Genomic DNA, 25,689 nt, shown 5'->3' with positions numbered 1-25,689 from the left:
TCCGTGCTGCTGTTCCGTCCGCGTATCCACGTCGCGCCCGCTGACACGTGAGGGTGCCCTCAGTCGGCTGCGGGCCACCGCCGGACCGGCCGGTGGGCGGGACCGGGACCACGTGATCCGGGGACGTACACCGGGCCGGCTCGTCACCCGCCGGACCACGGCGACGGGGTCTCGTACGCGCCGCGCACGACGTGCGGGCAGCGCGCGCCCCCTCCGGCCGGGACGGCGGACAGGCGCCTCGACGCCGACGTCGTCATCGGGCCGCCGGTGGTCGGGTCGCGGCTGCGTACGCCCTCGGCGCGGCGGCGCGCTTGCCGCGGCAGGGACGGCCGTTCCAGGGACGGCCGCCGAGTCCAGGCACGGCTCCCTCGGCTGCCGGAAGCCGCGGCACGTGCGCGCGGCGCCTCCGTACCGGCAGCCGGGCCCGGCGGAACCGCGCCCCGGCTGGATCTGACCGGCGCCCAAGGCGGTTGGTGCGTCGGCCGTGAGGATGCAGGCCGGTCGGCTCGTGGGCTGCGGGGTCAGGTCGGCTGGTCGGCGGGCTGTGGGTATCGGGTCGGCTGGACGGTGGGCCGCGGGTACCGGGTCGGCTGCTTCACGGACCGCGGGGCCCAGGCCGGTCGGTCGGATCCGGGCCGTGCTCAGGCAGTCGGTCGGATCCGGGCCGTGCTCAGGCCGGTCGGTCGGATCCGGGCCGTGCTCAGGCAGTCGGTCGGATCCGGGCCGTGCTCAGGCAGTCGGTCGGATCCGGACCGCTCTCAGGTCAGTTGGCCGGCCCTGGACCATGCTCAGGTCGGTCGGTCGGCCCCGGACCGTGCCCAGCCGGCCGGCCTCCCGGACAGCGATCCGGCGGGTCTCAGTCGCCGGGCTCGGCCGCCGGTCGGGAGGTGTCCTTGCCCGACGCGGTGCGGGGTGCCCTGCCGGAGACCTTGAACCGTTCCAGCGTGCGGGTCAGCTGCCGCAGCGGGGACGTCGCAGGCGCCGCGGACGGCGGCGGCCCGGCCGGGGCGGACCCGGCGGACTCCCGGTACGCGGCCAGGGCCTCGGCCGCGCGTTCCGCGGCCTCCCGGTACAGGTCCCGGGACTGTGTCATGGCCTCCAGCGCCTCGGCGTACATGGCCACCAGCCTGCGCTCGCGCTCCAGTTCCTCCGCCAGGGTCAGCAGCCGCCAGTCCTCCCGCAGCGCGGTGAGGGTGTCCTCCGCGCCGTCCGGCAGCGGCCGGCTCAGCGCCGCGAAGGACGTCACCGCCGCGATCAGGCCGGTGGGCTCGGAGCCGTCCAGGAAGACGGTGCGGACGGAGAAGTCCTGGGCGTCGTAGCCGGACGGGGCCGGGGTGCCGGGCAGGACCACGGCGCCGCCGCGCGGCACCTGGACGCCGAAGTCCTCCAGTGCCCAGTTGACCACCCGCAACTGCTGCGGCGCGGCGCGGTGCTCGATCACGAGGTGCCGCAGGCCGGGCGGCAGCCGATCGGCGAGCGGTACCCGGCCGCGGTGGTCGGGGGTCATCGCCTCGTGCACGACGACGTGGATGTTCCACGGGCTGCGCCCGGCCGCCTTGAGCAGCCGGCGTACGGCCTTGTCGTCGTCCGGCAGGGTGTTGATGCCCCGCAGCCGCAGCCCGGTGGCGGTGTCGCGGTCCCAGGTGACGTCCGGGTCGTCGGGCCAGAACATCGTGGCGGGGGAGGGCCAGGCCGTGTCCCAGGCCTCCTCGGCCTCCGCGAGGAGGGTCCACTCCTGACCACCGGCCGAGCCCGGCTCCAGGAGCAGCCGGGCCCGTACGGTGACGGCGCCCCCGGCCTTCCAGCGCGCCTCGAAGATCCGGACGCCGGCGCCCTTGTCGTCCGGCCGCTCCTCGGGCAGTTCCAGGAAGTCGTCGATGCAGCGGCTGTCCTTCAGCCGCTGCAGGGTGTGCCGGACGGTGTCCTCCGCCGCGGATCCGACGTGGCGGCCGCGAGCGGGCCACACCGTGGGCGGAGTCGTGGGGTGGACGGTGGCGGAGGTCGGCATGGGTCCTCGGGAAGCAGGAGACGGACACAAGCAAGTATCGTCGCCGCAGGTCAGCGGAGAGCACCCGGGGTCCGCCGACCGGGCGGGTCGCGGTGCGGTCGCGGTGCGGTCGGCGGGATCCCGGATGCGCCCTGGGCGAGGGTGGGCACAAGCACGGCGAACCGACGGTACGGCACGAGAAGGAGCGACTCCATGAACCTCGACCTCGGCGGACGAACCGCGTTGGTGACGGGCTCCTCGCAGGGCATCGGAGCGGCGATCGCCGCCGGGCTGGCCCGGGCCGGCGCCACGGTGGGCGTCAACGGACGCGACGCCGCCCGCCTGGAGGAGAGCGTCGGGAAACTGCGGGCCGAGGTGCCGGACGGCGTGTTCGTGCCGGTCGCGGCCGACCTGGGCACCGAGGAGGGCGCCGAGCGGGCCCTGGAGGCGCTGCCCGACGTCGACATCCTGGTGAACAACCTCGGCGTCTTCGGTGCGGTGCCCGCGCTGGAGATCAGCGACGACGAGTGGCGCCGCTACTTCGAGATCAACGTCCTCGCGGGCGTCAGGCTGACGCGCGCCCATCTCCCCCGGATGAGGGAACGGGGCTGGGGCCGGGTGCTGTACATCGCGAGTGACTCGGCCGTGGCCGTCCCGGCCGAGATGATCCACTACGGGGTGTCCAAGACGGCGCTGCTCGCGGTCGGCCGCGGCTTCGCCAAGGAGGCGGCGGGCAGCGCCGTCACGGTGAACTGCGTCATCGCCGGACCCACGCACACCGAGGGGGTCGAGGACTTCGTGTACCAGCTGGTCGACCGCGACCTCCCGTGGGACGAGGCGCAGCGCGCCTTCATGCGCGAGCACCGTCCGCAGTCGCTGCTCCAGCGGCTGATCGAGCCGGAGGAGATCGCCAACCTGGTGGTCTACCTGAGCTCGCCCCAGGCGTCCGCCACGACCGGCGCGGCCGTCCGCGTCGACGGGGGATACGTCGACTCGATCCTCCCGTAGCGGGCCGACGGCCCGGACCGGACGCGTCACCCGGCGGCGGCGCCGGGGGGTCACTCGTCCGGTGATACCGCGCGCCGCCGGTCCGCCTCGTCCCAGGCCCGGGTGTCGCGCGGCTCCACGTACGGCTCGTCCTCGGGCGGATGCCCGCCGTCGATCACCCGCTGCCGGGCCAGCTCGGCGTCGAACTCCAGGCCGAGCAGAATGGCCAGGTTCGTCACCCACAGCCACACCAGGAAGATGATGACACCGGCCAGGGTGCCGTACGTCTTGTTGTACGAGCCGAAGTTGGCGACGTAGAAGGCGAACCCGGCGGACGCGGCCAGCCAGATCAGCAGGGCGAGCACACTGCCGGGCGAAATCCATTTGAAGCCCCTGACCCGGGCGTTCGGGGTGGCCCAGTACAGGATCGCGATCATGAACGTGACGAGGACGACCAGCACCGGCCACTTGGCGATCGACCACACCGTCATCGCGGTGTCACCGACGCCCAGCGCGGTGCCCACCTGCTGCGCCAGGCTGCCGGTGAACACGACGATGAGCGCGCTGACCACGGCGAGCACGAGCAGCACCACGGTCAGCGCCACCCGCAGCGGCAGCACCTTCCAGACCGGGCGTCCCTCGGGTACGTCGTAGACCGCGTTCGCCGCGCGGATGAACGCCGCCACGTAGCCGGACGCCGACCAGACGGCGCCGACCAGACCGACCAGTGCCAGTACGGAGCCCAGACCGGCCTTGGCCTGCAACTGTTTCACCGCGTCGGAGATGACGTCCCGCGCGGATCCGGGTGCGAGCCTCTGGATGTTGTCCAGGATCTCCTGGGTGGCGGACTGCCCGGCGATCCCGAGCAGCGAGACCAGCACCAGCAGCGCCGGGAACAGCGACAGGATCCCGTAGTAGGTCAGCGCGGCGGCGCGGTCGGTCAGCTCGTCGTCCTTGAACTCGGCGAGCACGCGCCGCAGCAGCGCGGACCACGAGCGCTTCGGCAGCTCGGTGGGGGAGCCGGGAGCCGCACGCTCGGTGGAGGGGGCCGGACCGTAGTCCTCGGGCGTCGCCCTGTCCGGCGCCGTCCCGTCCGGTGCGTCGTCCTTCGTGTGCTTCCCGCGATGGGGGAGATGCAGTCGGGCCATGGACCCCGGGTTGCCCGTCTCGGCACGCCCACGCACCCGTGCGCGACGCGTGCCGGGTGTGCGGCGCTCCCCCCGGGGCGGCGGCCGCTCACTCCTGGCCCGGGGCGGCGGGCCCTGCCCGGCACGGTCCGCGCGGACAGGTCCCGCCCGCCCGTCGTCCGCATCGGGGCGGCCCGTCCGCGCGCCGCTCCTCGCCCGTCGGACTCCCAGGACTCCTCGCACGGCCGAAACACCGCAGTATGCCGCAGCGCGGGCACGTTCCTCTGGAAAATGCCAAAGGACTCACTGGATGCGTGCACTTTCCGTAGTCTCGGCGTCACGTTCGCGGTACACAGCCGTGCAGGGGAGGGGATCCGGCGTGCCCGGGATCGACGAGAGTCTGCTGGAAGCCATGCGACTGCCCGGCGCGCAGGGTGCGTCGCTGGTCGACTGGATCAGCGGTCTGGCCCTGGGCGCCGTGGGCGAGGCGCCGGGCGGTGACTGGGAGGCCACGGCGGCGGAGACCGCGGAACTGGCCCGGCACGTCGCGGAGAGCGGCTCCCTGACGGCGACCGGTGATCCCGCCACCGTCGTCGCGCCGGAGAAGGAACCGCCGGTCGAGGACATGATCGCCACGACCGCCGACGCCTACCACCTGCTCAGGTTCGTCAGCACCCCGTTCGACAGCACCGTCTTCCTCCACCTGTGGCTGGACCGCAACGACGGAAACCTCGCCCTGGCCCGCATCCGGCTGGCCGAGATGGCCGATCGCCTGGTGCTCGGATGACCGGCGTGACCACCACCTGGACCGCGCACGGAACGACGTCGGCGGCGCTCGGCGTACTCGCGGCCGAGGGCGCCACGGGTGCCCTGTCGGGCGAGCGGGGCATCGTCTACCTGTCGGCGGGCCGTGTCGTGCACGTGGAGTCCGCCTTCACCCCGGACCTCGGGGCACTGCTCACCCGCAGCGGCGCCGTAGCGCCCGACGGCTGGTGGGAAGCCGTCGACCGAGGCGGAACACAGGCCCGGGTCGGACACCGGCTCGTGGACAGTGGCCGGCTCGCCGCGGGGGCACTGGAGGTCTGCCACCTGGGCGCGCTCTTCGACGCCGCGTACTTCGTCCTCGCCCACGACACGCGCGCGCACCGCTTCCGGCCCGGCGCGGTCCACTGGCTCGGCACGGTGCGGTCCGTACCGGTGGACGTCGTCGTCCGCGAGTCCGGACGCCGACGCGCCCTGCTGGACCGCATATGGCCGGACCCCGACATCGACACCGTCCCCCTCACCCGGGTGACCGACGCCGGCGCCGCCGACCTGCCGGTGCGGCGCAGCCGGACCCTGACACAGGTCGACGGCGTCCGCACCGCCGCCCAGATCGCCTCGGTGCTCGCCTGCCGCACGTACCACACCCTCGTCGAACTGCGCCGCCTGGCCGCCGACGGCCTCGTCACCGCCGCGCCGCCCGCTCCCGCGCCCCTCGCGCAGGCCCCGCAGCCGCACGGTGTCGTGTGGGACGACCCGGACACGGCTCTGCTGCGACGGCTTCGAGACGCCTTGGAGGCCCTGTGATCCGCGCGCGTCGCCAGCGTGCCGAAAGGAGACTGCTCATGGCCGTCGAGAGCGACGTCCTGGACGAACTGCACCGACTGCGCAACCGCGTACCCCAGTTGACCGGATCGCTCGCGGCCAGCGTCGACGGGCTCGTCCTGGCCCACGACGCCCCGGGCACCGAACCCGAGGGCCTCGCCGCGCTCACCGCCGCCGCCCTCGGCGTCGCGCAGCGCATGGCCGACGCCACCGCGCGGGGCGGCTTCCGAGAGCTGCTGCTGCGCGGGGCCGACGGCTACGTCGCCACCTACGCGGCCGGGCCGTCCGCCGTGCTCACCCTGCTCGCCGAGGGCCGGGTCAACGTGGGCCGGCTGCACCTGGAGGGCCGGCGCAGCGGCGCCCGGATAGGGGAGCTGGTCGTCGCGCACATCGGCCACGACCGCGGTCGTGCCCCGGCCGACGAACACGCCGCGACACTCCCCGCGGACCCGGCCCGCCCCATCGGCACCCTGCCGGTGCGCACCCCGCAACGGCCCGCGCACCAGCCGACTCCGCAGACCGGTGGCCATCACCGGTCGACCTGAACAACCCATCACCACCGAGATCACCACTGATCGTCACCGATCACGCACCAATCACGCACCAATCACGCACCGATCACGTCCGGAAAGGAAGTCACGCATGGCCAACCTGGAGACCTCGCTCAAGGAATGCCTCGGCTCCATCGACGGAGCCACCGCCGCCGCGCTGGTCGACTACACCAGCGGGATGGCCCTCGGCACGCTGGGCGGCGGCAAGGACTTCAACCTGGAGGTCGCCGCCGCCGGCAACACCGACGTCGTGCGGTCCAAGCTGCGCACGATGGAGCACCTCGGTCTGAAGGACGAGATCGAGGACATCCTGATCACCCTGAACACGCAATACCACATGATCCGCCTGCTCAAGGGCCGTGGCGGCAACGGCCTGTTCCTCTACCTGGTGCTCGACGCGAGCCGCGCCAACCTGGCGATGGCCCGCCACCAACTGCGCCGGATCGAGAGCGAACTGGAGGTCTGATCCCCGGTGAACCGCCTGGAGGTCTGACCCCCCGGCGAACCGCCTGAAAACCTGATCCTCGCCGAAGCGCAGAACCGGGCGCGGGCCCGGCGGGACACCTCCCCGCCGGGCCCGCGCCCGGTCACCGCGGCACGGATCAGGCGCCGCTCTCGCGGAGCATGTCCTCGCGCTCGACGAGCTTCACGCGCTCACGCCCCTGCGGCTCACCCAGCGCCTTCTCCGCGGCGTCGAGCTTGTACCAGCCGTCCCAGGTGGTGAAGCGGACGTTCCGCTCGGCGAGGAAGGCGTCCACGGCCTCCGGAGCGGGCGACGCGGGCGTCTGCAGCCTGTCGTTCGCGAAGTCGTCCAGCAGGTTGGACACCGTCTCGTTGGCGTCGCCCTTGGTGTGGCCGATCAGACCGACCGGACCGCGCCGGATCCAGCCGGTGACGTACGTCGACTGCAGGTGCTCGCCGGACTCCTGGACGACCCGGCCGCCCTGGTCCGGGACCGTGCCCGAGTCGATGTCCCAGGGCAGCTTGGGCAGCTGGTCGGACAGGTAGCCGACGGCCCGGTAGACCGCCTGGACGTCCCAGTCCTTGAACTCGCCGGTGCCCTTGACGTTGCCGGTGCCGTCCAGCTCGGTGCGCTCGGTGCGCAGGCCGACGACCTTCCCGTCCTCGCCCAGGATCTCGGAGGGCGACTCGAAGAAGTGCAGGAACAGCTTGTGCGGCCGGTCGCCGACGTCGCGGATCGCCCAGTTCTCCAGGGTCTTGGCGACCATGTCGGCCTGCTTGTTGCCGCGCCGGGTCGCGATCGAGCCGTCGTCGTAGTCGATGTCCTCGGGGTCGACGATCACCTCGATGTTGGGGGAGTGGTCCAGCTCCCGCAGCTCCATCGGGCTGAACTTCGCCTGCGCCGGGCCGCGGCGGCCGAAGACGTGGACCTCCAGCGCCTTGTTGGCCTTGAGGCCTTCGTACACGTTCGGCGGGATCTCGGTGGGCAGCAGCTCGTCCGCCGTCTTGGCCAGGATGCGGGCCACGTCGAGGGCGACGTTGCCGACACCGAGGACGGCGACCTTCTCCGCCTCCAGCGGCCAGGTGCGCGGCACGTCCGGGTGGCCGTCGTACCACGACACGAAGTCGGCCGCGCCGTACGAGCCGTCGAGGTCGATACCGGGAACGGACAGCGCACGGTCCGCCGTGGCGCCCGTGGCGAAGATCACACCGTCGTAGAAGGTGCGCAGATCGTCCAGGCTGACGTCGGTTCCGTAGTCCACATTGCCGAAGAGGCGGATCTGCGGCTTGTCGAGCACCTGGTGCAGGGCCGTGATGATGCCCTTGATCCGCGGGTGGTCGGGGGCGACGCCGTAACGGATCAGTCCGAACGGGGCGGGCATGCGCTCGAAGATGTCTATGGACACACCGGGTTCGGTGGCCACCTCGGACTTGAGCAGGGCGTCGGCGGCGTAGATCCCGGCCGGGCCCGATCCGACGACGGCTACCCGCAGAGGGCGGGGCATGTTCAGGTTCCCTTCGAGCGGTGATAGATCGACTCGTGGGGAAGCCTAAGCTAAGGCAAGCCTAAGTCGGTACGCGGGTCCGGTCTATGACGCCATAAGGGCGGCTTATGGGTTCCCATGGTTCGCCTTTGCGGCCGGCTTTGTGTCCGGGTTTGAACCACTCCGTACGGGTGACGCAGGCGTGAGGCGCGACGATCGCGCCCCGCGTCCGCCTCACGAGGGGAGTCTCCGTGCACCGTCCGGACGACCACCCGGATCCGAACCGGTGGCGGGCCCTCTGGGTGACTCTGGTCGCCGGGTTCATGACCCTGCTGGACGTGACGATCGTCGCCGTCGCCCTGCCCTCCATGCAGCGGGGACTGCACGCTTCGGCGGCCTCCGTGCAATGGGTCGTGTCCGGATACGCCCTCGCCTTCGCCCTGACGCTGGTGACGGCCGGCCGGATCGGTGACACGTTCGGCAGGCGCCGCGTCTTCCTCGCCGCGCTGGCGGCCTTCGTGGTCTTCAGCGCCGCGGCGGGGGCGGCACCGGGCATCGAACTGCTGGTGGTCGCCCGACTGGCCCAGGGAGTCGCCGCGGGCAGCCTCGCGCCGCAGAACTCGGCACTCATCCAGCAGATGTTCCGCGGCGCGGAACGCGGGCGCGCGTTCGGGCTGTTCGGCGCCACCGTGGGGGTGTCCAGCGCGGTGGGCCCGGTCGTCGGCGGGCTGATCCTGGCGCTGGCCGGCCCCGAGGGCTGGCGGTGGATCTTCTACGTCAACGTCCCGATCGGCGCTCTCGCGCTCCTGCTCGGCCTCCGCCTGCTCCCCCGGGTCGCCCCCGGTGGCCGGGGACACCTGGACCCGGTGGGAGTGGTGCTCCTCGGCACCGGGATCCTCGCCCTGATGCTGCCGCTGGTCCTCGCCGAGGGAGGCGGAGTGGGCCGGGTGTGGTGGCTGTTCCCGGCGGGGCTGCTCGTCCTGTTCGCCTTCGTACGGTGGGAGCGCCGCGTCGCCCGCCGCGACGGACAACCGCTGCTGGACCCCGGGCTGCTCACCGAGACCCGGGGCTACGCCACCGGCGCGGGCCTCGCCGCCCTGTACTTCGTCGGATTCAGCGGTGTGTGGCTGGTGTTCGCCCTCTTCTTCCAGAACGGGCTGGGCTTCTCACCCCTCATGTCCGGCCTGGCGGTGACCCCGTTCGCCGTGGGCTCCGCCACCGCGGCGGCCGTGGCGGGCCGCCTGGTCGACCGGCTGGGACGGGCCCTGACCGTCTGGGGACTCGTCGCCGTCATGCTGGGACTCGGCGCGACCGCGCTGGTGCTCTGGCTGGCCCCCTCCGACCGGGCCGCCTGGCTCGCGGCCCCGGCACTGCTGGTCGGCGGCCTCGGCAGTGGCTGTGTGATCTCCCCGAACATCACGATGACGCTGCGGGACGTCCCGGTGCGGATGGCGGGCGCGGCCGGGGGCGCCCTGCAGACGGGGCAGCGCCTCGGCGGCGCCGTGGGCACCGCCGCGCTGCCCGGGCTGTTCTACCTGACCCTGAACGCCACCCACGACGACTACCACGAGGCCGTCGCCCTGTCGGTCGGCTCCGGGGTCGCCGCCATGCTGTGCGCGCTGGCCGTCGCGGTCCTCGACTGGCGGCGGGACCGCCGCGCCGACCGCGCCGCGCGCTGCCCGCCGGAGACGTCCCACAGCCACACCCACGCCGGGCAGTGCTGAGACGGTCCCGCCGCGACGGCGAACCGGCCCGGCGCGCTCACCGGCGCTTGCCGAACCTCCGCAGCATCTCCTGGGCCTGCGCGCGGCGGCGGGGGTCCGAGGCGGCCCGGCGCACCTGCTCCGCCGCCCGGCGGCCCTGCGGGCTGCGCGCGAAGCGCTTGATCCGGTCCAGCATTCCGGCCATGACGTGCCTCCGAGTCGACGATGGATCCGCTTGCCCGTCCTCCTACCCCGCGGCCCTCCGCTCACCCCGGCGGCCGCACCCGGGTTTGACCGCCTCGTGGCGGGCGACCCGTGACGCGAGACATCGGAAGCGAACGCCGTGAGGTGAGCAGCTGTGGCCGGCAATCAGAAGTCCAAGGCCAAGATGGAGCAGGCCAAGGGGAAGGCCAAGGAAGCGGCCGGCCGGGCCGTCGGCAACGAGAGGATGACGGCCGAGGGCCGCGCCGAGCAGTCCAAGGGCGACGCCCGGCAGGCCAAGGAGAAGGGCAAGGACACGTTCCGGCACTGACACCGGAACCGACGTGCGGCACGCAACGGGCCGCGGAATCCGGCGAAGGCCGGTTCCGCGGCCCGTTCCGCGCCCGTGGTGGGCCCGCCCTGACGGGCGTGGGGTCGGCCGACGCGGCCGGTACGGCGAGAGGTGCCTGCGGGGCGCGCCGGGGGAGGGGTGCCGGGGGCGGAATCCCCGAGGGTGGGCGACGCCCGTGTCCGTCAGGGCACCGGCTGCTCCGCCCAGATGACCTTGCCGGCCGGTGTGTAACGGGTGCCCCAGCGCTCGGCGAGCTGGGCGACGAGGAACAGCCCGCGCCCGCCCTCGTCCGTCATGGCCGCGTAGCGCAGGTGGGGTGAGGTGCTGCTGCTGTCGAACACCTCGCAGATCAAACTGCGGTCGCGCAGCACCCGGACATGGACGCTCTCGCCGCCGTACCGGATCGCGTTGGTGACCAGCTCGCTCAGGATCAGTTCCGTCGTGAACGCCAGCTCGTCCAGTCCCCACTCAGCCAGCCGCCCGGTGACCCGGGAGCGCACCTCGCCGACCGCCGCCGGGTCGTTCGGCACCTGCCACTCGGCGACCCGGTCGGGACCGAGCGCGTGGGTGCGGGCGACGAGCAGGGCGATGTCGTCGCCCGGCCGGTCCGGGAGCCGGGCGTCGAGCACGGTCCGGCAGGTCTCCTCGGGCGACTCGCCGGCCGTCTCCAGCGCCCGGCGCAGGTGCTCGAGGCCGACGTCGATGTCGTGCTCCCGGTCCTCGACGAGCCCGTCGGTGTACAGCACCAGCCGGCTGCCCTCCGCCAGGCGCAGCTCGGTCGTCTCGAACGGGAGGCCGCCCAGGCCCAGCGGGGGGCCGACGGGCACCTCGGGGAACTCCACGCTGCCGTCGGGCCGGATCAGCGCCGGCGGCGGGTGGCCCGCCCGGGCCATCACGCAGGAGCCGGAGACCGGGTCGTAGATCGCGTAGAGGCAGGTCGCGCCGGTGACCGGGGCGCTGCCGTCTTCGGCCGCCTCGTCCTGGTCGATGCGGCCGACCAGTTCGTCCAGCAGGCCCAGCAGCTCGTCGGGCGGCAGGTCGAGGGCGGCGAAGTTGTGCACCGCCGTCCGCAGCCGTCCCATGGTGGCGGCGGCGTGCAGCCCGTGGCCGACGACGTCGCCGACCACGAGCGCCACCCGCGCCCCCGACAGCGGCAGCACGTCGAACCAGTCCCCGCCGACCCCCGCCTGCGCGGGCAGGTACCGGTAGGCGACGTCCAGGGCGTTCTGGTCGGGCATCCTGCGGGGCAGCAGACTGCGCTGGAGGGTCACCGCCATGCTGTGCTCGCGGGTGTAGCGGCGCGCGTTGTCGATGGAGACCGCGGCGCGCGCGACCAGTTCCTCGGCGAGGGCCAGCTCGTCCTCGTCGAACGGTTCGGGCTTCTCCGAACGCCAGAAGCTGACCACGCCGAGCACCAGGGTGCCCGCCCGCAGCGGCACGGTGATCAGGGAGTGGACGCCGTACTCCACCACCCGCGCGGAGCGTTCGCGGTCCTGGGCCTGCCAGCCCGGGGCCTCGCCGAGGCGGGGTTCCAGGACGGGCCGGCCGGTGTGCAGGGACCGGCCCTGCGGGGAGGAGGCCACGAAACGGATCTGCCGGCCCACCGGGTAGAGCGGGACCTCCTTGCGGATACCGCTGAGCGCGGAGCGGCGCAGCGGGGTCACGCCTCCCGGCTGGCCGCCGGCCAGCACGGTGTCGAACAGGTCGACGCTGACGTAGTCCGCGAACCGGGGCACGGCCAGCTCCGCCAGCTCCTCGGCGGTACGGGTGACGTCCAGGCTGGTGCCGATGCCCACGCCGGCGGCGTACAGGATGTCCAGGCGTTCCCGGGCGGTCTCGGCCCGGCCGGACAGGGCCCGCAGCTCCGTGGAGTCGCGGAGGGTGACGACACTGCCGGCCGGGCCGCCCCGTACGTCGGTGGGCCGCTGGTTGACCGCCAGCAAGCGGTCCTTGACCAGATGCACCTCGTCCGTGGCGACCCGTCCGGAGACGAGCAGCTCCGCCGTGTCGACCGGGAGCCCGAGGTCGGTGACCTGCCGTCCCTCGGCATTCGCGGGCAGGTCCAGCAGACGCTGTGCCTCGTCGTTGGCGAGCAGCAGCCCGCCCTCTCCGCCGATGATGAGCACGCCCTCCCGGACGCTGTGCAGCACCGCGTCGTGGTGTTCGTACATCCGGGTCATCTCGTGCGGTCCCAGACCGTGCGTCTGCCGCAGCAGCCGCCGGCTGACGAACGCGGTGCCCGCCGTCGCCAGGGCCAGCCCGACGCCCGCCACGATCAGCACCAGCGGCAACTGCCGTTCGGCGGCGCCGCCCACGTTCTCCGTCGTGATGCCCGCCGAGACCACGCCCACGACCGTGCCGTCGGGCGCCTCGACGGGCACCACGGCCTGGACCAGCGGGCCGAGCGTCCCCTCGATCTCCTCGGTCACCGTCTCCCCGGCCAGCGCGGGGGCGATGTTCCCCACGAACTCCTTGCCGATGCGGTCGGGCTTGGGATGGGTGTAGCGGATGCCGTCGGTGTTCGTGACGGTGACGAAGTCCACACCCGTGGCCCTGCGCACCGCCTCGGCCCGGGACTGGAGCACCGCCGTGGGGTCGGGGCCGCGCAGCGCCTCCCGGATGCCCGGGGACTCGGCGAACGTCGCGGCCACGGCGACGGACCGGTTGCGGGCCTCCACCGTGCTGTCGTGCCGTACCTGGAGCACCAGCGCGATCGCGGCGGCCACCACGAGCAGCAGCACGATGACCACGTTCATGACGAAGACCTGGCCGGCGACACTGCGCCTGGACAGCGCCGAGCGCACTGCCGCGGCACGCCGCCGCCCTCCCGTGTCCGTCCCCCGCCGCGACCGGTCCGCGTCTCGCGGGTGCCGGGCCGGCGGGCCGCTGGGACGACGGGGTGACCGCTCTCCCGATCGACCCATCAGTCGGACCATGTGCCCATGTCTACACTGCCGGGCCCGCGGAGGCGAGGGGCACCCCGGTGCCGGAGCGGCCCGCCCGCTCCGGGCCCGCGGCCCCTCACGGAGGGCTCCCTCGCCGGGGGCGGCGGGTGGCGAGCAGCAGGGCGATGTCGTCGGGGCGGTCCGTGGTGCGGCGGGCGGTGACGACGATCCGGTCGGCGAGGCCCGCGAGCGAGGGGCTCCCGGGCGGCCGTTCGGCGCGCGCCCCGGCCCTGGCCAGGGCCAGCCGCAGCGCGGTGATCCCGTCCTCGATGTCGGTGCCGGGCCGCTCCACCAGCCCGTCCGTGTAGAGGGCGAGGACGGCACCGGGCTCGACCGGGAACTCCGTCAGCGGGTACCGGACGCCCGGGTCCACGCCGAGTACCACGCCGCCGGGCAGGTCCAGTGCCTCGGTACGTCCGTCCGGGTGGCGCAGAAGCGGCGGCAGGTGCCCCGCGCGGGCCGCGCAGGCCCGTCCGGTGGCCGGGTCGAGGCGGACGTAGCAGCAGCTCGCGAACAGCCCCGGGTCCAGGTCGGTCAGCAGGTGGTTGACGCCGCTCAGCACCTCGTCGGGCGAACGGTCACCGAGGGCGAAGGCGCGCACGGCGCTGCGCAGTTGTCCCATCGTGGCCGCCGCCTGCACGCCGTGCCCCTGCACATCACCGATGACCAGGGCCATGCCGTCCCCCGAGGCGACGACGTCGTACCAGTCCCCGCCCACGTCCATGCCCTGGGTCCCCGGCACATAGCGCCCCGCGGTCTCCAGCAGGGGGTGCGCCGGCAGCCGCCGGGGCAGCAGTGCCCGCTGGAGTCCGCGGGCGAGGGCGGTCTCGGTCTCGAAGCGCCGGGCCTTCTCCATGGCGTGGGCGATCACCCCGGCGAGGGCCGTGAGCACCGCGCGCTCCTCGGTGCCGAACCCGCGGGAACGGTCGAAGCCGAGGATGCAGGAGCCGACCGGGCGCCCGGAGGCGATCAGCGGCAGGAAGGCGCGGGCGCCCTCCGTGGCGTCCAGGGGAATGCCCGGGTACGCGGCGGCCAGCGCCTGCATCGAGTCGAAGAAGAGCGGCCGGCCGCTGGTCAGCGTCTCGACCCCGGGCAGCCGGGCGTCCAGCGCCACCCCCTCGAAGCGCGTGAGGAAACCCGGTGGGAAGCCCGTCTCCCACGCCAGATGCAGATGGCGGTCCTGGAGGAGGTAGATGGCGAGCCGACGGCCGCCGAACGCCGGCAGCACCTCCCGCACGACCACGGCGGACACCTGGCGGGCGGTGACCGCCTCGGTCAGGGCAACGGCCAGCACGATGGGGCGGTACCCGGGCGCCGTGGCGGCGATGGCGTCCGGCGCGGGTCCGTCCGTGCCGGGCGCCTCCGGTCCCCCGTGCTCGGGTGTGAGGCCGGCGGACGCGTCGGCCACCCGGTTGGCCGGGCGGAGCGTGCCCGTCAGTAAGTCCGGCCCGGGATGCACGGAGACGGCGAGCCAGTCTCCCTCGTAGGGCTGCGGAGTGGTCCGGCGGCTGTCGTCGGGCGGGCGCCGGACATGGAAGTGGACCGGTTCGGGGGAGAGCAGGGCGCCGCGCAGATGGTCCTCGTAGGCCGTCTGGTCCAGCCAGGGCACGGCCTCCCACAGGGAGTGGCCGACCAGCCGGGCCCGTGGCCGGCCCAGCAGCCGGGCGGCGCGCGGATTGGCGTAGACGATCGTGCCCAGCCGGTCCACGCAGAACACCCCGTCCGGCAGCAGGTCGGCCGCGGCGTCGGCCACGGTGCCGGACGACGGATCGCGTACGGCGCCGCGCACCGGGCCGCCGACGGGCGGCGCGGCAGGTGGTCTCCACAGCTCCACCAGACGCAGCGCACCGTCCGAGGCGCGCACGTACAGGGGGAGCGGCGGAGGCCGGCCGGCAGCGGTCTGCCGCAGCGCCGCGGCGACCCGGTGCCCGTCGTCGGGGGCCAGGGCGCGGGTGAGCGTGTCGAGTGTGGTGGTGGCGGATCCGGCGGCGGCCCCCGCCGTGCCGAGCAGGGCGCGCAGCGGCTCGTCGACGGTGACGTCACCGGTGGCCGGATCCCAGGCGAAACTTCCGGCGCGCTGGGCGTGGCGTACGGACGGGGGCGGCCGCAGGCACAACGGCTCGCCGTCCCAGACGACCGGCGGGGCCTCGGGCTCCTCGTCCAGCCGCTCCAGGGCCGCACCGAGCTGCCGGGCCGGCCGCTCCATCCGGTCCAGGCCCTCCACCACCTCGGCGGTGTCCGACGCGCCGGGGCGCAGGACGGTCAGGACGCCGTACGTCCGCGTCGTACCGGCGACGGGCACGTACAGGGACCCGAACGGGAACGGCAGGCCGGCCGCGAACTGCGGGTAGCGGCGCATCGTCTCCGCCGCGTTGGGCAGCACCACCCGCACGCCCCGCCGGTAGGCGTCGGCGGCCGGGAACGGACTGTCGGAGTGCAGCCGCCACCAGGGCCGGAACAGCGGCCCGGGCAGTCCGGCGAGCACGGCCAGCCGCAGCAGGCCGGGGGTGCGCGAGCGCAGGTAGATGCCGCCCGCGTGGCCGCCGGCCACGCCGATGGCCCGGGCACAGGCGTCGATCAGGAGCACCGTCAGCCGCCCGGGCGTGCGATCCGTGTCCTCGGCGCCTGCGCTCATCGGCCCCACCTCTCGGCCCCACCTCGTCCGTGCGCCGTCACGCGGGCGACACAGCAAGGATGCGCCACTCCACCGGGGACGCGCACGCGGTCGGGCCGCACGGGTGACCGCGACGGGCGTTGCCCCCGAGGCCGGGAGTCCGTGACCTCCTCCGCCGGCCCCGGCGTCGACGTGCAGATCACCGAACTCGACATCGAGGGCTCCGCCACGGCACAGGCCGACAGCTACTCCCGCGTGGTCGAGGCCTGTCTCGCAAACCTCGGCCGTGCCCGTCGCCGACCGGGACGGTGCCCTTTCCGGCGCACTCGGCCCGGGCCTGTCCGAAAAACGGCGCGTCCGGCGGAAGTTGGGGCAAAGGGATCGTGAAAACTGCTCCGGTGCGTATCGTGAAGGGCCGGGGACCAGCGCACCCCCACTCGGCTACTCGGCCCCGGACCGGACGGTGAGGCTCTGTATGACTCCGGCGCACAGATCCGATGCCGCGGACACCTCGGTCGTGTCCACGGTGGCGGAGTTCAGGGGCGGATCGGCGATGATCCCGGCCTCCCGGGACGTCGTGCACGGCTTCGTCACGCGGCTCCGCGAGCGGGGCGTGGGCCTGGCCGACACCTTCCTGGACGCCGCCCGCCTGGTCGCCAGCGAGTTGGTGACGAACGCGCTCCGCCACGCGCCCGGCCCCTGCCGCCTGGAACTGACCCTGCTGGAGGACGGCGTGGAGATCGCGGTGTCGGACACGGGGGACGGCTTCCCCACGTTCCTGCCCCGCGACCCCCTGCGGGTCGGCCGGCACGGCCTGGAGATCGTGACGCGCCTGTGCGACGAGGTCATCACCAAGCCCCGGGCGACGGGGAAGACGGTGTACGCGCGCCTGCCGCTGCGCTGACCTCCCTCAGGCGGCCAGGGCCTGCTCGAGGGTCGGGTAGCAGTCGATGAGCGCGTCGACCCCCACGAGCCGCAGCACGCGCTCGACGGCGTGCTGGGGCGCGGCGAGCCGGAACCAGGCGCCGCGGGACTCGGCGGCCCGGTGCGCGGAGATGAGCACGTTGATGCCGCTGGAGTCCAGGAAGGCCACCTCGCCGAGATCGACGACCGTGCCCGGCGCCGTCCGCACGCAGGACAGCAGGACGTCGTGGAGCTGACTGCTGCCGTCGAGATCGACCTCCCCGGCGAGGATGACGACGCCGACGCCTTCGCCCGTGGTGGTCCGGGTGATCAGCAGCCGCTCCGGTACCGCCGCGCCCTCTATGTCCGCCACGCTCAGCCTCACTTCTCGCACATGTCCGGCCCGCACCGGTGGCTTGATGCTAAGGCTCTTCGGGGCCCGCATGGGCCACTTGTGCGGACCGGGGCGGCCCGGACCGGTCGTGAAGGGCTCGACGCGCGCGACGGCGCTCCTCTGACTACGGTCGATATGTGGTGGCTCACACATTCGAGGAGCTCGTGCACAAGCGTCGCGCGGCGGACCTGGCACAGCACCGGGTCGAGGAGCTGCGGGACTCGTACGGGCCTCCCACGCAGCATCAGTGGACCGCACGGCAGTCGCACACGTACGAGACCGCCGTACGGGCCTGGCGCGACCTGGACCGGGACGCGCAGACCGCGATGACGGAGTATGTCAAGGAGGGGGGTCAGTCCCGGCACAAGTTGGAGGCGAAGGTCCGCAAGGCCGTCCAGGACGCCGGACAGGGCACCTGACCGGGCAGGGCTGGACCGGACGGACCGGTCCGTTCAGCCCCGCCGGGCGGGGACCTCGCCGACGAGATCGCGTACGGCCCGCAGCGCCGCCGCCCGGTCCTCGGGCACCAGCCCGATGCGGGTGCGGCGGTCGAGCAGGTCGCCCTCGTCGAGGGCCCCCTCGTGACGCAGCGCCCAGAGCAGCTCTGCTCCGGTGACGGGGTGGCCCGGCAGGACGCGCTCGCCGAGCCGGGGGTCGCGGTCGGCGAGGGCCTGGACGGCCGGTGCCTCGGTGCCGTAACGCCGCACCAGGCGGCGCGGCGCCCGCAGCGCGGCCAGCGCGTGCGGTGCGGCGGCGCCGACCAGCGGCAGCGCGGCGGTGGGGGACGGTCCGGCGCCGAGGCGGCGGGCCGCGACGGCGGCGTCCACGGCGTCCTCGGCCATCCGCCGGTACGTGGTGAGCTTGCCGCCGACCACGGTGATCACGCCCTCGGACGAGGTGAGCACGGCGTGCCGGCGTGAGACGTCCGCCGTGCGGGGCCCGCTGCCGGGCCGGTCCGCGGACGTGGTGTCCAGCAGGGGACGCAGGCCCGCGAACGCGCCCGCCACGTCCTCGCGGTGGACCGGCGCCTCCAGTACCGAACCGAGCACGTCCAGCAGGAAGCCGACGTCCGTCTCGGGTACCTCGGGCACGTCCGGTACGTCCCCGTCCACGGGCTCGTCGGTCAGGCCGACGTAGACGCGGCCGTCGCCCTGGGGCAGGACGAGGACGAAGCGGTTGGTCTCCCCGGGGACCGGCACGTGCAGGCCGGCGGGCAGCGGGCCGAGCAGGTCGGAGCGCAGGACCAGGTGGGTGCCGCGGGAGGGGCGGACCCGGATGCCGTCGACCAGGTCGCCGGCCCACACTCCAGAGGCGTTGATCACCGCGCGGGCGCGGATCACGCCCTCCTCGCCGGTGAGCTCGTCGCGTATCCGGGCGCCGGACGAGGTCAGCTCCAGGGCCCTCACCCGGGTCAGTATCCGGGCACCGCGCGCGGCGGCGGTCCGGGCGAGCGCGGTCACCAGACGGGCGTCGTCGGTGAGCCGGCCGTCCCAGGACAGCAGCCCGCCGCGCAGCCGGTCGGAGCGCAGCGCCGGCGCGAGGTGGCGGGTCTCCACGGCGGACAGCCGGCGCGGCGCGGGCAGCGTGGCCCGGGCGGTGCGCGCCGCCAGACGCAGGGCGTCACCGGCCCGGAACCCGGCCCACGCCAGCCCGGCCCGGCCACGGGAGACCATGGGCGTCAGCGGCAGTACGAAGGGCTGGGCGCGCACCAGGTGGGGAGCGGTGCGCTCCATCAGCACGCCGCGCTCCACCGCGCTCTCGTGGGCGACGTCGAGCTGGGCGGAGGCGAGGTAGCGCAGGCCGCCGTGGATGAGCTTGGAGCTCCAGCGGGAGGTGCCGAAGGCCAGGTCGTGGGCGTCCACGGCGACGACGCTCAGACCGCGGGCCGCGGCGTCCAGGGCCGCGCCGGCGCCGGTCGCGCCGAGACCGACGACCAGGACGTCCACGACGGGGCCGCCGACGGCCCCGGTCAGCTCGCGCGAGCGCCGTGCGGCGGACAGGGAGGCCCCGGCGGCGGGGGTGCTGCCGGTCGGGCTCATGGCGTGAGGGTCCTCTCCAGGACGGTGCGCAGCTCCGCGAGGAAGGCCGCAGGGGACAGTTCGGCGTCGTCCTCCTCGGTCATGGTCCGCAGCGACAGTGCGAAGGACTGGACGATCAGCAGCACGGAGCGTGCCTGCCGCCCCGTGTGGGCCGGGCGCACCGACCCGTCGGCGTGGCCCTCGGCGAGCGAGTCGGCCAGCAGTCCCAGCAGGGCCTCCTGGCTGGCCCCGCGCCGGTCGAGGACGTAGGGCAGGAGCAGCTCGGGATCGACGTCGACGATCTTGCGGAAGAGCGGATGGGCGCGGAACGCCTCCACCCCGGTGACCAGTCCCTCGACGATGCGCGGGCGCGTGGCCACCCCCGGCCCGGGCTCGGGGACGGCGCCGGTGGCCACCGCGATCCACTCCCGGGTCATCAGATCGCCGACCAGGGACCGCACGTCCGGCCAGCGCCGGTACAGCGTCATCCGGGAGACGCCGGCCCGGCGGGCGACGTCGGTCATCGTCGTCCGGCGGACCCCGACCGCCAGTACGCAGTCGCGCACGGCGTCCAGCACCGCGTCCTTGTCGGAGGTGTTCGGTCGGCCCGAGTCATTGTGACGGTTAGGCGTCATGTGTAACAGTGTAACGCCCCGAGGCCGTGCGGACACCACCCGACGGCATCCCCCGACCGACCGCGAGGACGACAGGCCATGGACATGCTGTGGAACGGCTGGGGCGACCCGGCCCGTGCGACGCCGCTGCCCGACACGGTGACCGGGCTGCTGCGCGAGCTGCTCGGCGTCGAGCCGCGCCACGCCGCCTCCGTCCCGCTGGAGGAGATCGACGTACCCGAATCGCCGCTGGACGCGGCCGCCCGCCGCGCACTGGAGGCCGCCGTCGGCGACCGCGCGGACGGCGTGCGTACGGACGCGGAGACCCGGATACGCCACACCCGCGGCAAGTCCACCCCCGACCTGCTGCGGATGCGGACCGGCGACACCGCGGACACCCCGGCCGCCGTCGTCCTCCCGGACGGCCACGACGAGGTGCTCGCCGTACTGGAGGCCTGCGCCGAGCACGGTCTCGCCCTCGTCCCCTTCGGCGGCGGCACCTCCGTCGTCGGCGGTCTCGCCCCCGGGCGCGACGGCACCTTCGTCGCCCTCGACCTGCGCCGCATGAACCGCCTGCTCGACCTCGACGAGGTCTCCCGCACCGCCACCCTGCAACCCGGCCTGCGCGCCCCCGAGGCCGAGGCGCTCCTCGCCGGGCACGGCCACACCCTCGGCCACTTCCCCCAGTCCTACGAGTGGGCCACCATCGGCGGCTTCGCCGCGACCCGCTCCAGCGGACAGGCCTCCGCCGGCTACGGACGCTTCGACGAGATGGTCCTCGGCCTCACCCTCGCCACCCCCCGGGGCACCCTCGACACGGGCCGCGCCCCCCGTTCGGCGGCCGGCCCCGACCTGCGCCAGCTCGTGCTGGGCTCCGAGGGCGCCTTCGGTGTCATCACGTCGGTCACCGTGCGCGTGCGGCCCGTGCCGGAGGTCCGCCGCTACGAGGGCTGGCGCTTCGCCTCCTTCGCCGAGGGCGCCGCGGCGCTGCGCCGGCTCGCCCAGGACGGCCCGCGTCCGACGGTGCTGCGGCTGTCCGACGAGACCGAGACCCTGATCGGCCTCGCCCAGCCCGACGCCGTCGGCGCCTCCCCGGAGCGGCAGGACGCCGGATGCCTGGCGGTCGTCGGCTTCGAGGGCACCGCGCGGGACACCGCGTACCGCCGCGAGGGCGCCGCCGCCGTACTGCGCGAGGGCGGCGGCACGTTCGCCGGCGAGGAACCCGGGGAGCGCTGGGCCCGCGGCCGCTACTCGGCGCCGTACCTGCGCGACGCGCTGCTCGACGCCGGGGCGCTCGCCGAAACCCTGGAGACCGCGACCTACTGGTCCCGGATCCCCGCCCTGTACGCGGCCGTCCGCGACGCGCTCACCGGCACCCTGACCGGGGCCGGCACCCTGCCGCTGGTCATGTGCCACATCTCGCACGTCTACGAGAACGGCGCCTCCCTCTACTTCACCGTCGTCTCGGCCCAGGGCCACGACGCCGTCGCGCACTGGACCCGGGCCAAGCACGCCGCCAACGAGGCGATCCTCGCCGCGGGCGGCACCATCACCCACCACCACGGCGTCGGCACCGACCACCGCGACTGGTACGTCCGGGAGGCGGGCCCCCTCGGCGTCGAGGCCCTGCGCGCGGTCAAGCGGAGCCTGGACCCCGCCGGACTGCTCAGCCCGGGCGTCCTGCTGCCCGAGGACTGACCCCGCGGCCCAGCGCGCTCCGACCCCGTGAGACAACAGTCCGGCATCACCCGTCAGCCCCGGAGGCACACCGATGCGACAGTTCACCGCAGTCGTCAACCCCACCGCCGGCGGCGCCACCTCGGCCGCCGCGCTGCTCGGGGTGGCCCGGCTGCTGCGGGAGGCGGGGGCCGAACTGGAGACCGAGTACAGCCGCAGCCTCGCGCACGCCCGGGACATCGCCCGGCGGGCCGGAGCGCGGGGCCGGGTCGTGCTCGCCGTCGGCGGCGACGGCATGGCCGGCGGAATCGGCGGCGCCCTCAGCGGCACCGGCGCCCTGCTCGGCCTCGTCCCGGCCGGCCGCGGCAACGACTTCGCCCGCGCCCTGGCCCTGCCCACCGACCCCGCCGTCCTCGCCGGACTGCTGCTGCGGGGCGAGCCCCGCCCCGTGGACACCATCGAGGTCACCTCGGCGGTCCACGACCGCACCGTCGTACTCGGGAGCGTCTATGCCGGGGTCGACGCGCTCGCCAACCACCACGCCAACAACGCGCGCCTGCTGCGCGGCACCGCCTCCTACTACGCCGGCGCGCTGCGCGCCATCACCACCTGGCGCGCGACGCGCTACCGCGTCACCGTCGACGGCGAGGAGCACGCGTTCACCGGCTACACCGCCGTGGCCGCCAACTCCGGCTACTACGGCTCCAACCGCCTCATCGCCCCCGCCGCCCGGGTGGACGACGGCCTGCTGGAGGTCGTGATGATCCACGACGCGCCCCGGCGGCTGTTCTTCGCGCTGATGAACGAGCTGGGGTCGGGCGCCCACGTCCACCGGCCCCAGGTGCGCGTCCTGCGGGGCCGGGAAGTACGCATCGAGGCCGACCGGGCCATACCCTACGGCGCCGACGGCGAGGTCGAGGCCGTCGTCCCCGTCACGGCGAGAGTGCTGCCCGGGGCGCTGCGCGTCCTGTGCTGAACGCGTCGCCGGGCCGGCCGCCGGCTTCGGCGACCGGCCCGACGGGGCGCGCGGATCAGCCCCGGGGAGTGGTGAAGCGTTCCCACACCCGGTGGGCGCCCATCAGCTCCGTCACCTGCTCCAGGGCCGCGGTGCCGGACGCCGCGACGACCACACCGGGAGCGTCGGTGGGCACGCCCGACGCCTCGAGCGCGGCCTCGCCGCCCGCCCAGACACCGATCGCCTTGCCGTGCCGGTACGCCTCCGACACCATGAGGCTCACCCGCGGGTCGATCGTCCCCGGCCGCGCGGGCGGGGGAGTGGCCTTGTAGTCCCGCGGAGTGTAGGCGTCGCCGCCCATGTCGGGCGTCCCCGCCACCAGGACGGCGTCGAACTCGACGGACCGCGCGGTGACGTAGCTGCGCTGGACGGTCAGCGCCGCGTCGCCCGAGCCGATGGTGCCGCCGGTCGGCGCCACGACCAGCGGCACCATCCCGGCGTTCAGCACCGCCTCCCGTACGGCCGTCACACCCTCCAGATCCGCCCCGCCGGTGACGATGCCGACGACCCGGCCGTCGAGGGGCCAGGTCCGGCCGAGCTGGGACAGCGCCGGGCTGGGCTCGACGTCGGCCAGCGGCACGGTCGGTCGCGGTGCGGGCAGGCCGAGGCCCTCGGCGACGCCCGCGCACAGCTCCGGGTCGATGTTGGCCAGCACCTGGAGCGTCCGTTCCCTGACGGCCTGTTCGTAGCACTTGCCGAGCTCGAAGGTGTAGGCGCCGATGATGTGCTCGCGCTCCACCGGACTCATGCTCAGCCAGAACCGCCGCGGCTGGCTGAAGTGGTCCGCGAACGACTCCGGAGCCTCCCGCACCTTGACCGCCTCCGGGACCCGGACCGGCGCCTCGACGAAGGCACTCATGTCCGCCCCGGCCGTGAACGGGCAGCCGCCGTCCAGGGAGTTGGGCCGGTAGGGGGCCACGCCCCGGTGCACGGCGGTCTGGTGCATGCCGTCGCGCAGCATGTCGTTGACCGGCGCCTGGGGGCGGTTGATCGGCAACTGCGGGAAGTTGGGGCCGCCGAGACGCGTGATCTGGGTGTCCAGGTAGGAGAACAGCCGCCCGGCGAGCAGCGGGTCGTCGGTGACGTCGATGCCCGGGACGAGGTGGCCGACGTGGAAGGCGATCTGCTCGGTCTCGGCGAAGAAGTTCGACGGGTTCCGGTTCAGGGTCAGCAGGCCGACCGGCTGCACCGGGGCGAGTTCCTCGGGCACGAGGTTCGTCGGGTCCAGCAGGTCGATGCCCTCGAAGGTCTGCTCCGGGTTGTCCGGGAAGGTCTGGATGCCCAGCTCCCACTGGGGGTACGCGCCCGCCTCGATGGCGTCGGCGAGGTCCCGGCGGTGGAAGTCCGGGTCGATGCCGTTGATCATCTGTGCCTCGTCCCACACCAGGGAGTGCACGCCCAGCTTGGGCTTCCAGTGGAACTTCACCAGCGTCGTGGCGCCTTCGGCGTTCACCAGCCGGAAGGTGTGGACACCGAAGCCCTCCATCATCCGGTAGGAGCGCGGGATGCCGCGGTCGCCCATGAAGAAGATGGTGTGGTGGGTCGCCTCGGTGTGCAGCGAGACGAAGTCCCAGAAGGTGTCGTGCGCGCTCTGCGCCTGCGGGATCTCCCGGTCGGGATGCGGCTTCGCGGCGTGCACGACGTCCGGGAACTTGATGGCGTCCTGGATGAAGAAGACCGGGATGTTGTTGCCGACCAGGTCGAAGACGCCCTCGCTGGTGTAGAACTTCGTCGCGAAGCCGCGGGTGTCCCGCACCGTGTCCGACGACCCCCGCGAGCCGACCACCGTGGAGAACCGCGTGAACACCGGCGTCTCCACGTCCGCCGCGAGGAACCCGGCCTTCGTCACCGAGGCCGCCGTGCCGTAGCTCTGGAAGACCCCGTGCGCGCCCGCGCCCCGGGCGTGCACCACGCGCTCCGGGATGCGCTCGTGGTCGAAGTGCATGACCTTCTCGCGCAGGTGATGGTCCTGCAGCAGTACGGGTCCGCGCGGCCCGGCCTTCAGCGAGTGGTCCGTGTCGTACAGCCGGGTGCCCTGGGCGTTCGTCAGGTAGCTCCCGGACTGCGCCACCCGGGCCTGGTCGGCTCCCGTGGGCTGACCGGTCGGCGACACGGTGTCCGGACCGCTCTGGTCCGGCTTCGGCGGCAACGGCTCCCGGGGCTCGGTGGGTTCCGCGACGGAGGGCGACTCGGGGCCGGGCTTGCCGGGAATCCCGTCCGCCGGTCCGCCACCGTCGCCCTGCAGGCTCTCGGTGACCTTGTGGGCTACCCGCTTGAGGGGGTTGGCCTCGCTCATCAGCCTTCTCTCCGTTCTGGGCGGGCCGCTGCACGCGGCCGGTCGTGTTCGAGTACCGACTGTCGTGGTGGTGGGCCGTGACCGCGTACCCAGCGATCGGGACTCAAGGCATGGGCGCGAGGGAACGGAGGGGCCGGCTCAGGTGACGCTCTCCCCGTCGTGGGCGCCGCCCCGGCAACCAGCCGTGAAAGAGCCCGTCTCCTCCCTGCCCGCCGACGCGGCGGTCGCTCCGCCGCCCTGGACGCACCCGGTCGCCGTCACGTCGCCCGGAAGAGGCCCGGCGTGGGGTACGGCGGCCTCGGCCGAAGCGGCGCACGGTACCGGCACGGCCAGGGCCGCGGTCACGGCCCACGACGACTTGCGCATGGGGGAACTCCTTCTCACCGGTGCCGTACCAGCGTCACCGGGCCGGGGGCGGCGCGCCACCGGAGACGTGCGCACGGGGGAGGACCCGGCCGGGGCGTGCGGGGGCCGGCACCCGGAGGCCACGGCTCGCGCCGGGACAGTACGCCTTGAGCCGGGCCCGGCGGGTAGGAAGAGCACCTCGCGACGAGCACGTCCCCGCACCGGGCACGTCCCCGCACGTCTGTGCCTACCCGAGGCCAAGACGGCGTGCTGCTTACCGCGGCGCCCCGGACACCAGCACGCGCGCCCCCCCCGTGCCCCGCTGAACAGCCCTCGGTCACACCACACCCGGCCTTCACGCCACCGAGGCGCACATCCCCCGCTCCCTGCCCAACCGAGCGGAGAAGCGGTTCGGTTGGACATCCGA

22 protein-coding genes are annotated in these 25,689 nt (G+C 74.1%); 11 read left to right on the top strand and 11 right to left on the bottom strand.

The genetic code is table 11. From position 1 onward, the window contains the following. Nucleotides 1-856: 856 nt before the first annotated feature. Nucleotides 857-2,008, bottom strand: a complete 1,152-nt coding sequence (locus tag ACZ7G3_RS19315; protein ID WP_470927000.1) for a hypothetical protein — start codon at nucleotides 2,006-2,008, stop codon at nucleotides 857-859. A 192-nt stretch (nucleotides 2,009-2,200) separates the two neighbouring features. On the opposite strand from ACZ7G3_RS19315, the gene ACZ7G3_RS19310 reads away from it, so the two are divergent. After that, a complete protein-coding gene (locus ACZ7G3_RS19310; RefSeq protein WP_470926998.1) occupies nucleotides 2,201-2,995 on the top strand; it encodes an SDR family NAD(P)-dependent oxidoreductase in 795 nt (264 codons plus the stop codon). A 50-nt stretch (nucleotides 2,996-3,045) separates the two neighbouring features. Here ACZ7G3_RS19310 and ACZ7G3_RS19305 read toward each other — a convergent pair whose 3' ends face one another. Beyond that, nucleotides 3,046-4,122: a YihY/virulence factor BrkB family protein gene (locus tag ACZ7G3_RS19305; RefSeq protein WP_426597691.1), complete on the bottom strand. Its 1,077-nt coding sequence runs from the start codon at nucleotides 4,120-4,122 to the stop codon at nucleotides 3,046-3,048. Between the two features lie 358 nt (nucleotides 4,123-4,480). On the opposite strand from ACZ7G3_RS19305, the gene ACZ7G3_RS19300 reads away from it, so the two are divergent. The 4 genes from ACZ7G3_RS19300 (at nucleotide 4,481) to ACZ7G3_RS19285 (ending at nucleotide 6,705) form a co-directional block, all read left to right on the top strand. Continuing rightward, nucleotides 4,481-4,888: a hypothetical protein gene (locus ACZ7G3_RS19300; RefSeq protein ID WP_426597690.1), complete on the top strand. Its 408-nt coding sequence runs from the start codon at nucleotides 4,481-4,483 to the stop codon at nucleotides 4,886-4,888. Next, nucleotides 4,885-5,670, top strand: coding sequence for a hypothetical protein (locus ACZ7G3_RS19295; RefSeq protein ID WP_470926996.1), 786 nt, complete (start codon nucleotides 4,885-4,887; stop codon nucleotides 5,668-5,670). Before ACZ7G3_RS19300 ends, ACZ7G3_RS19295 begins: the two co-directional genes overlap by 4 nt. Nucleotides 5,671-5,708: 38 nt before the next feature. After that, complete coding sequence (locus tag ACZ7G3_RS19290; RefSeq protein ID WP_426597688.1) at nucleotides 5,709-6,233, top strand: roadblock/LC7 domain-containing protein; 525 nt, start codon at nucleotides 5,709-5,711, stop codon at nucleotides 6,231-6,233. A 97-nt stretch (nucleotides 6,234-6,330) separates the two neighbouring features. Further along, on the top strand, nucleotides 6,331-6,705 hold the full coding sequence (locus ACZ7G3_RS19285) for a roadblock/LC7 domain-containing protein (protein WP_426597687.1): 375 nt from the start codon (nucleotides 6,331-6,333) through the stop codon (nucleotides 6,703-6,705). A 136-nt stretch (nucleotides 6,706-6,841) separates the two neighbouring features. On the opposite strand, the gene ACZ7G3_RS19280 is transcribed toward ACZ7G3_RS19285, so the two are convergent. Continuing rightward, nucleotides 6,842-8,206 carry an FAD-dependent oxidoreductase gene (locus ACZ7G3_RS19280; RefSeq protein ID WP_470926994.1) on the bottom strand — a complete coding sequence of 455 codons (1,365 nt, stop codon included), beginning with the start codon at nucleotides 8,204-8,206 and terminating at the stop codon, nucleotides 6,842-6,844. 230 nt (nucleotides 8,207-8,436) lie between these two features. Between ACZ7G3_RS19280 and ACZ7G3_RS19275 the strand changes: the two genes are divergently transcribed. Then, nucleotides 8,437-9,909, top strand: coding sequence for an MFS transporter (locus ACZ7G3_RS19275; RefSeq protein WP_470926992.1), 1,473 nt, complete (start codon nucleotides 8,437-8,439; stop codon nucleotides 9,907-9,909). 37 nt (nucleotides 9,910-9,946) lie between these two features. On the opposite strand, the gene ACZ7G3_RS19270 is transcribed toward ACZ7G3_RS19275, so the two are convergent. Beyond that, on the bottom strand, nucleotides 9,947-10,093 hold the full coding sequence (locus ACZ7G3_RS19270) for a hypothetical protein (RefSeq protein WP_426522575.1): 147 nt from the start codon (nucleotides 10,091-10,093) through the stop codon (nucleotides 9,947-9,949). Nucleotides 10,094-10,246: 153 nt separating this feature from the next. Between ACZ7G3_RS19270 and ACZ7G3_RS19265 the strand changes: the two genes are divergently transcribed. Further along, entirely contained in the window at nucleotides 10,247-10,420 is a 174-nt protein-coding gene (locus tag ACZ7G3_RS19265; RefSeq protein WP_073728798.1) for a CsbD family protein, read from the top strand. A gap of 203 nt (nucleotides 10,421-10,623) precedes the next feature. Here ACZ7G3_RS19265 and ACZ7G3_RS19260 read toward each other — a convergent pair whose 3' ends face one another. Further along, nucleotides 10,624-13,197 (bottom strand): SpoIIE family protein phosphatase, encoded by a 2,574-nt coding sequence (locus ACZ7G3_RS19260; protein ID WP_470926990.1) that lies wholly within the window; start codon nucleotides 13,195-13,197, stop codon nucleotides 10,624-10,626. A 265-nt stretch (nucleotides 13,198-13,462) separates the two neighbouring features. After that, nucleotides 13,463-16,021 (bottom strand): SpoIIE family protein phosphatase, encoded by a 2,559-nt coding sequence (locus ACZ7G3_RS19255; protein ID WP_470926988.1) that lies wholly within the window; start codon nucleotides 16,019-16,021, stop codon nucleotides 13,463-13,465. Between the two features lie 496 nt (nucleotides 16,022-16,517). On the opposite strand from ACZ7G3_RS19255, the gene ACZ7G3_RS19250 reads away from it, so the two are divergent. After that, entirely contained in the window at nucleotides 16,518-16,904 is a 387-nt protein-coding gene (locus ACZ7G3_RS19250) for an ATP-binding protein (protein WP_470926986.1), read from the top strand. Between the two features lie 6 nt (nucleotides 16,905-16,910). Here the strand turns inward: ACZ7G3_RS19250 and ACZ7G3_RS19245 are convergent, their stop codons facing one another. Beyond that, a complete protein-coding gene (locus ACZ7G3_RS19245; protein ID WP_470926984.1) occupies nucleotides 16,911-17,276 on the bottom strand; it encodes an STAS domain-containing protein in 366 nt (121 codons plus the stop codon). Nucleotides 17,277-17,437: 161 nt separating this feature from the next. Between ACZ7G3_RS19245 and ACZ7G3_RS19240 the strand changes: the two genes are divergently transcribed. Further along, entirely contained in the window at nucleotides 17,438-17,716 is a 279-nt protein-coding gene (locus ACZ7G3_RS19240; RefSeq protein ID WP_426597680.1) for a hypothetical protein, read from the top strand. Between the two features lie 33 nt (nucleotides 17,717-17,749). Here the strand turns inward: ACZ7G3_RS19240 and ACZ7G3_RS19235 are convergent, their stop codons facing one another. Further along, nucleotides 17,750-19,336: a glycerol-3-phosphate dehydrogenase/oxidase gene (locus ACZ7G3_RS19235; protein WP_470926982.1), complete on the bottom strand. Its 1,587-nt coding sequence runs from the start codon at nucleotides 19,334-19,336 to the stop codon at nucleotides 17,750-17,752. Further along, nucleotides 19,333-19,950, bottom strand: a complete 618-nt coding sequence (locus tag ACZ7G3_RS19230) for a TetR/AcrR family transcriptional regulator (RefSeq protein WP_470926980.1) — start codon at nucleotides 19,948-19,950, stop codon at nucleotides 19,333-19,335. Before ACZ7G3_RS19230 ends, ACZ7G3_RS19235 begins: the two co-directional genes overlap by 4 nt. 78 nt (nucleotides 19,951-20,028) lie before the next feature. On the opposite strand from ACZ7G3_RS19230, the gene ACZ7G3_RS19225 reads away from it, so the two are divergent. Then, nucleotides 20,029-21,627 (top strand): FAD-binding oxidoreductase, encoded by a 1,599-nt coding sequence (locus ACZ7G3_RS19225; protein WP_470926978.1) that lies wholly within the window; start codon nucleotides 20,029-20,031, stop codon nucleotides 21,625-21,627. Between the two features lie 73 nt (nucleotides 21,628-21,700). Then, complete coding sequence (locus tag ACZ7G3_RS19220) at nucleotides 21,701-22,582, top strand: YegS/Rv2252/BmrU family lipid kinase (protein ID WP_470926976.1); 882 nt, start codon at nucleotides 21,701-21,703, stop codon at nucleotides 22,580-22,582. Between the two features lie 55 nt (nucleotides 22,583-22,637). On the opposite strand, the gene catB is transcribed toward ACZ7G3_RS19220, so the two are convergent. Both catB and ACZ7G3_RS19210 read right to left on the bottom strand, forming a co-directional pair. Continuing rightward, nucleotides 22,638-24,917 carry a catalase CatB gene (gene catB / locus ACZ7G3_RS19215; RefSeq protein ID WP_470926974.1) on the bottom strand — a complete coding sequence of 760 codons (2,280 nt, stop codon included), beginning with the start codon at nucleotides 24,915-24,917 and terminating at the stop codon, nucleotides 22,638-22,640. Nucleotides 24,918-25,055: 138 nt separating this feature from the next. Beyond that, nucleotides 25,056-25,283 carry a hypothetical protein gene (locus ACZ7G3_RS19210; protein ID WP_470926972.1) on the bottom strand — a complete coding sequence of 76 codons (228 nt, stop codon included), beginning with the start codon at nucleotides 25,281-25,283 and terminating at the stop codon, nucleotides 25,056-25,058. Nucleotides 25,284-25,689 lie beyond the last annotated feature (406 nt).

Source organism: Streptomyces sp. NPDC037271 (assembly GCF_055603605.1).
Note: the sequence above shows the minus strand (reverse complement) of the source record. Positions and strands in the feature narration are given on the sequence as shown.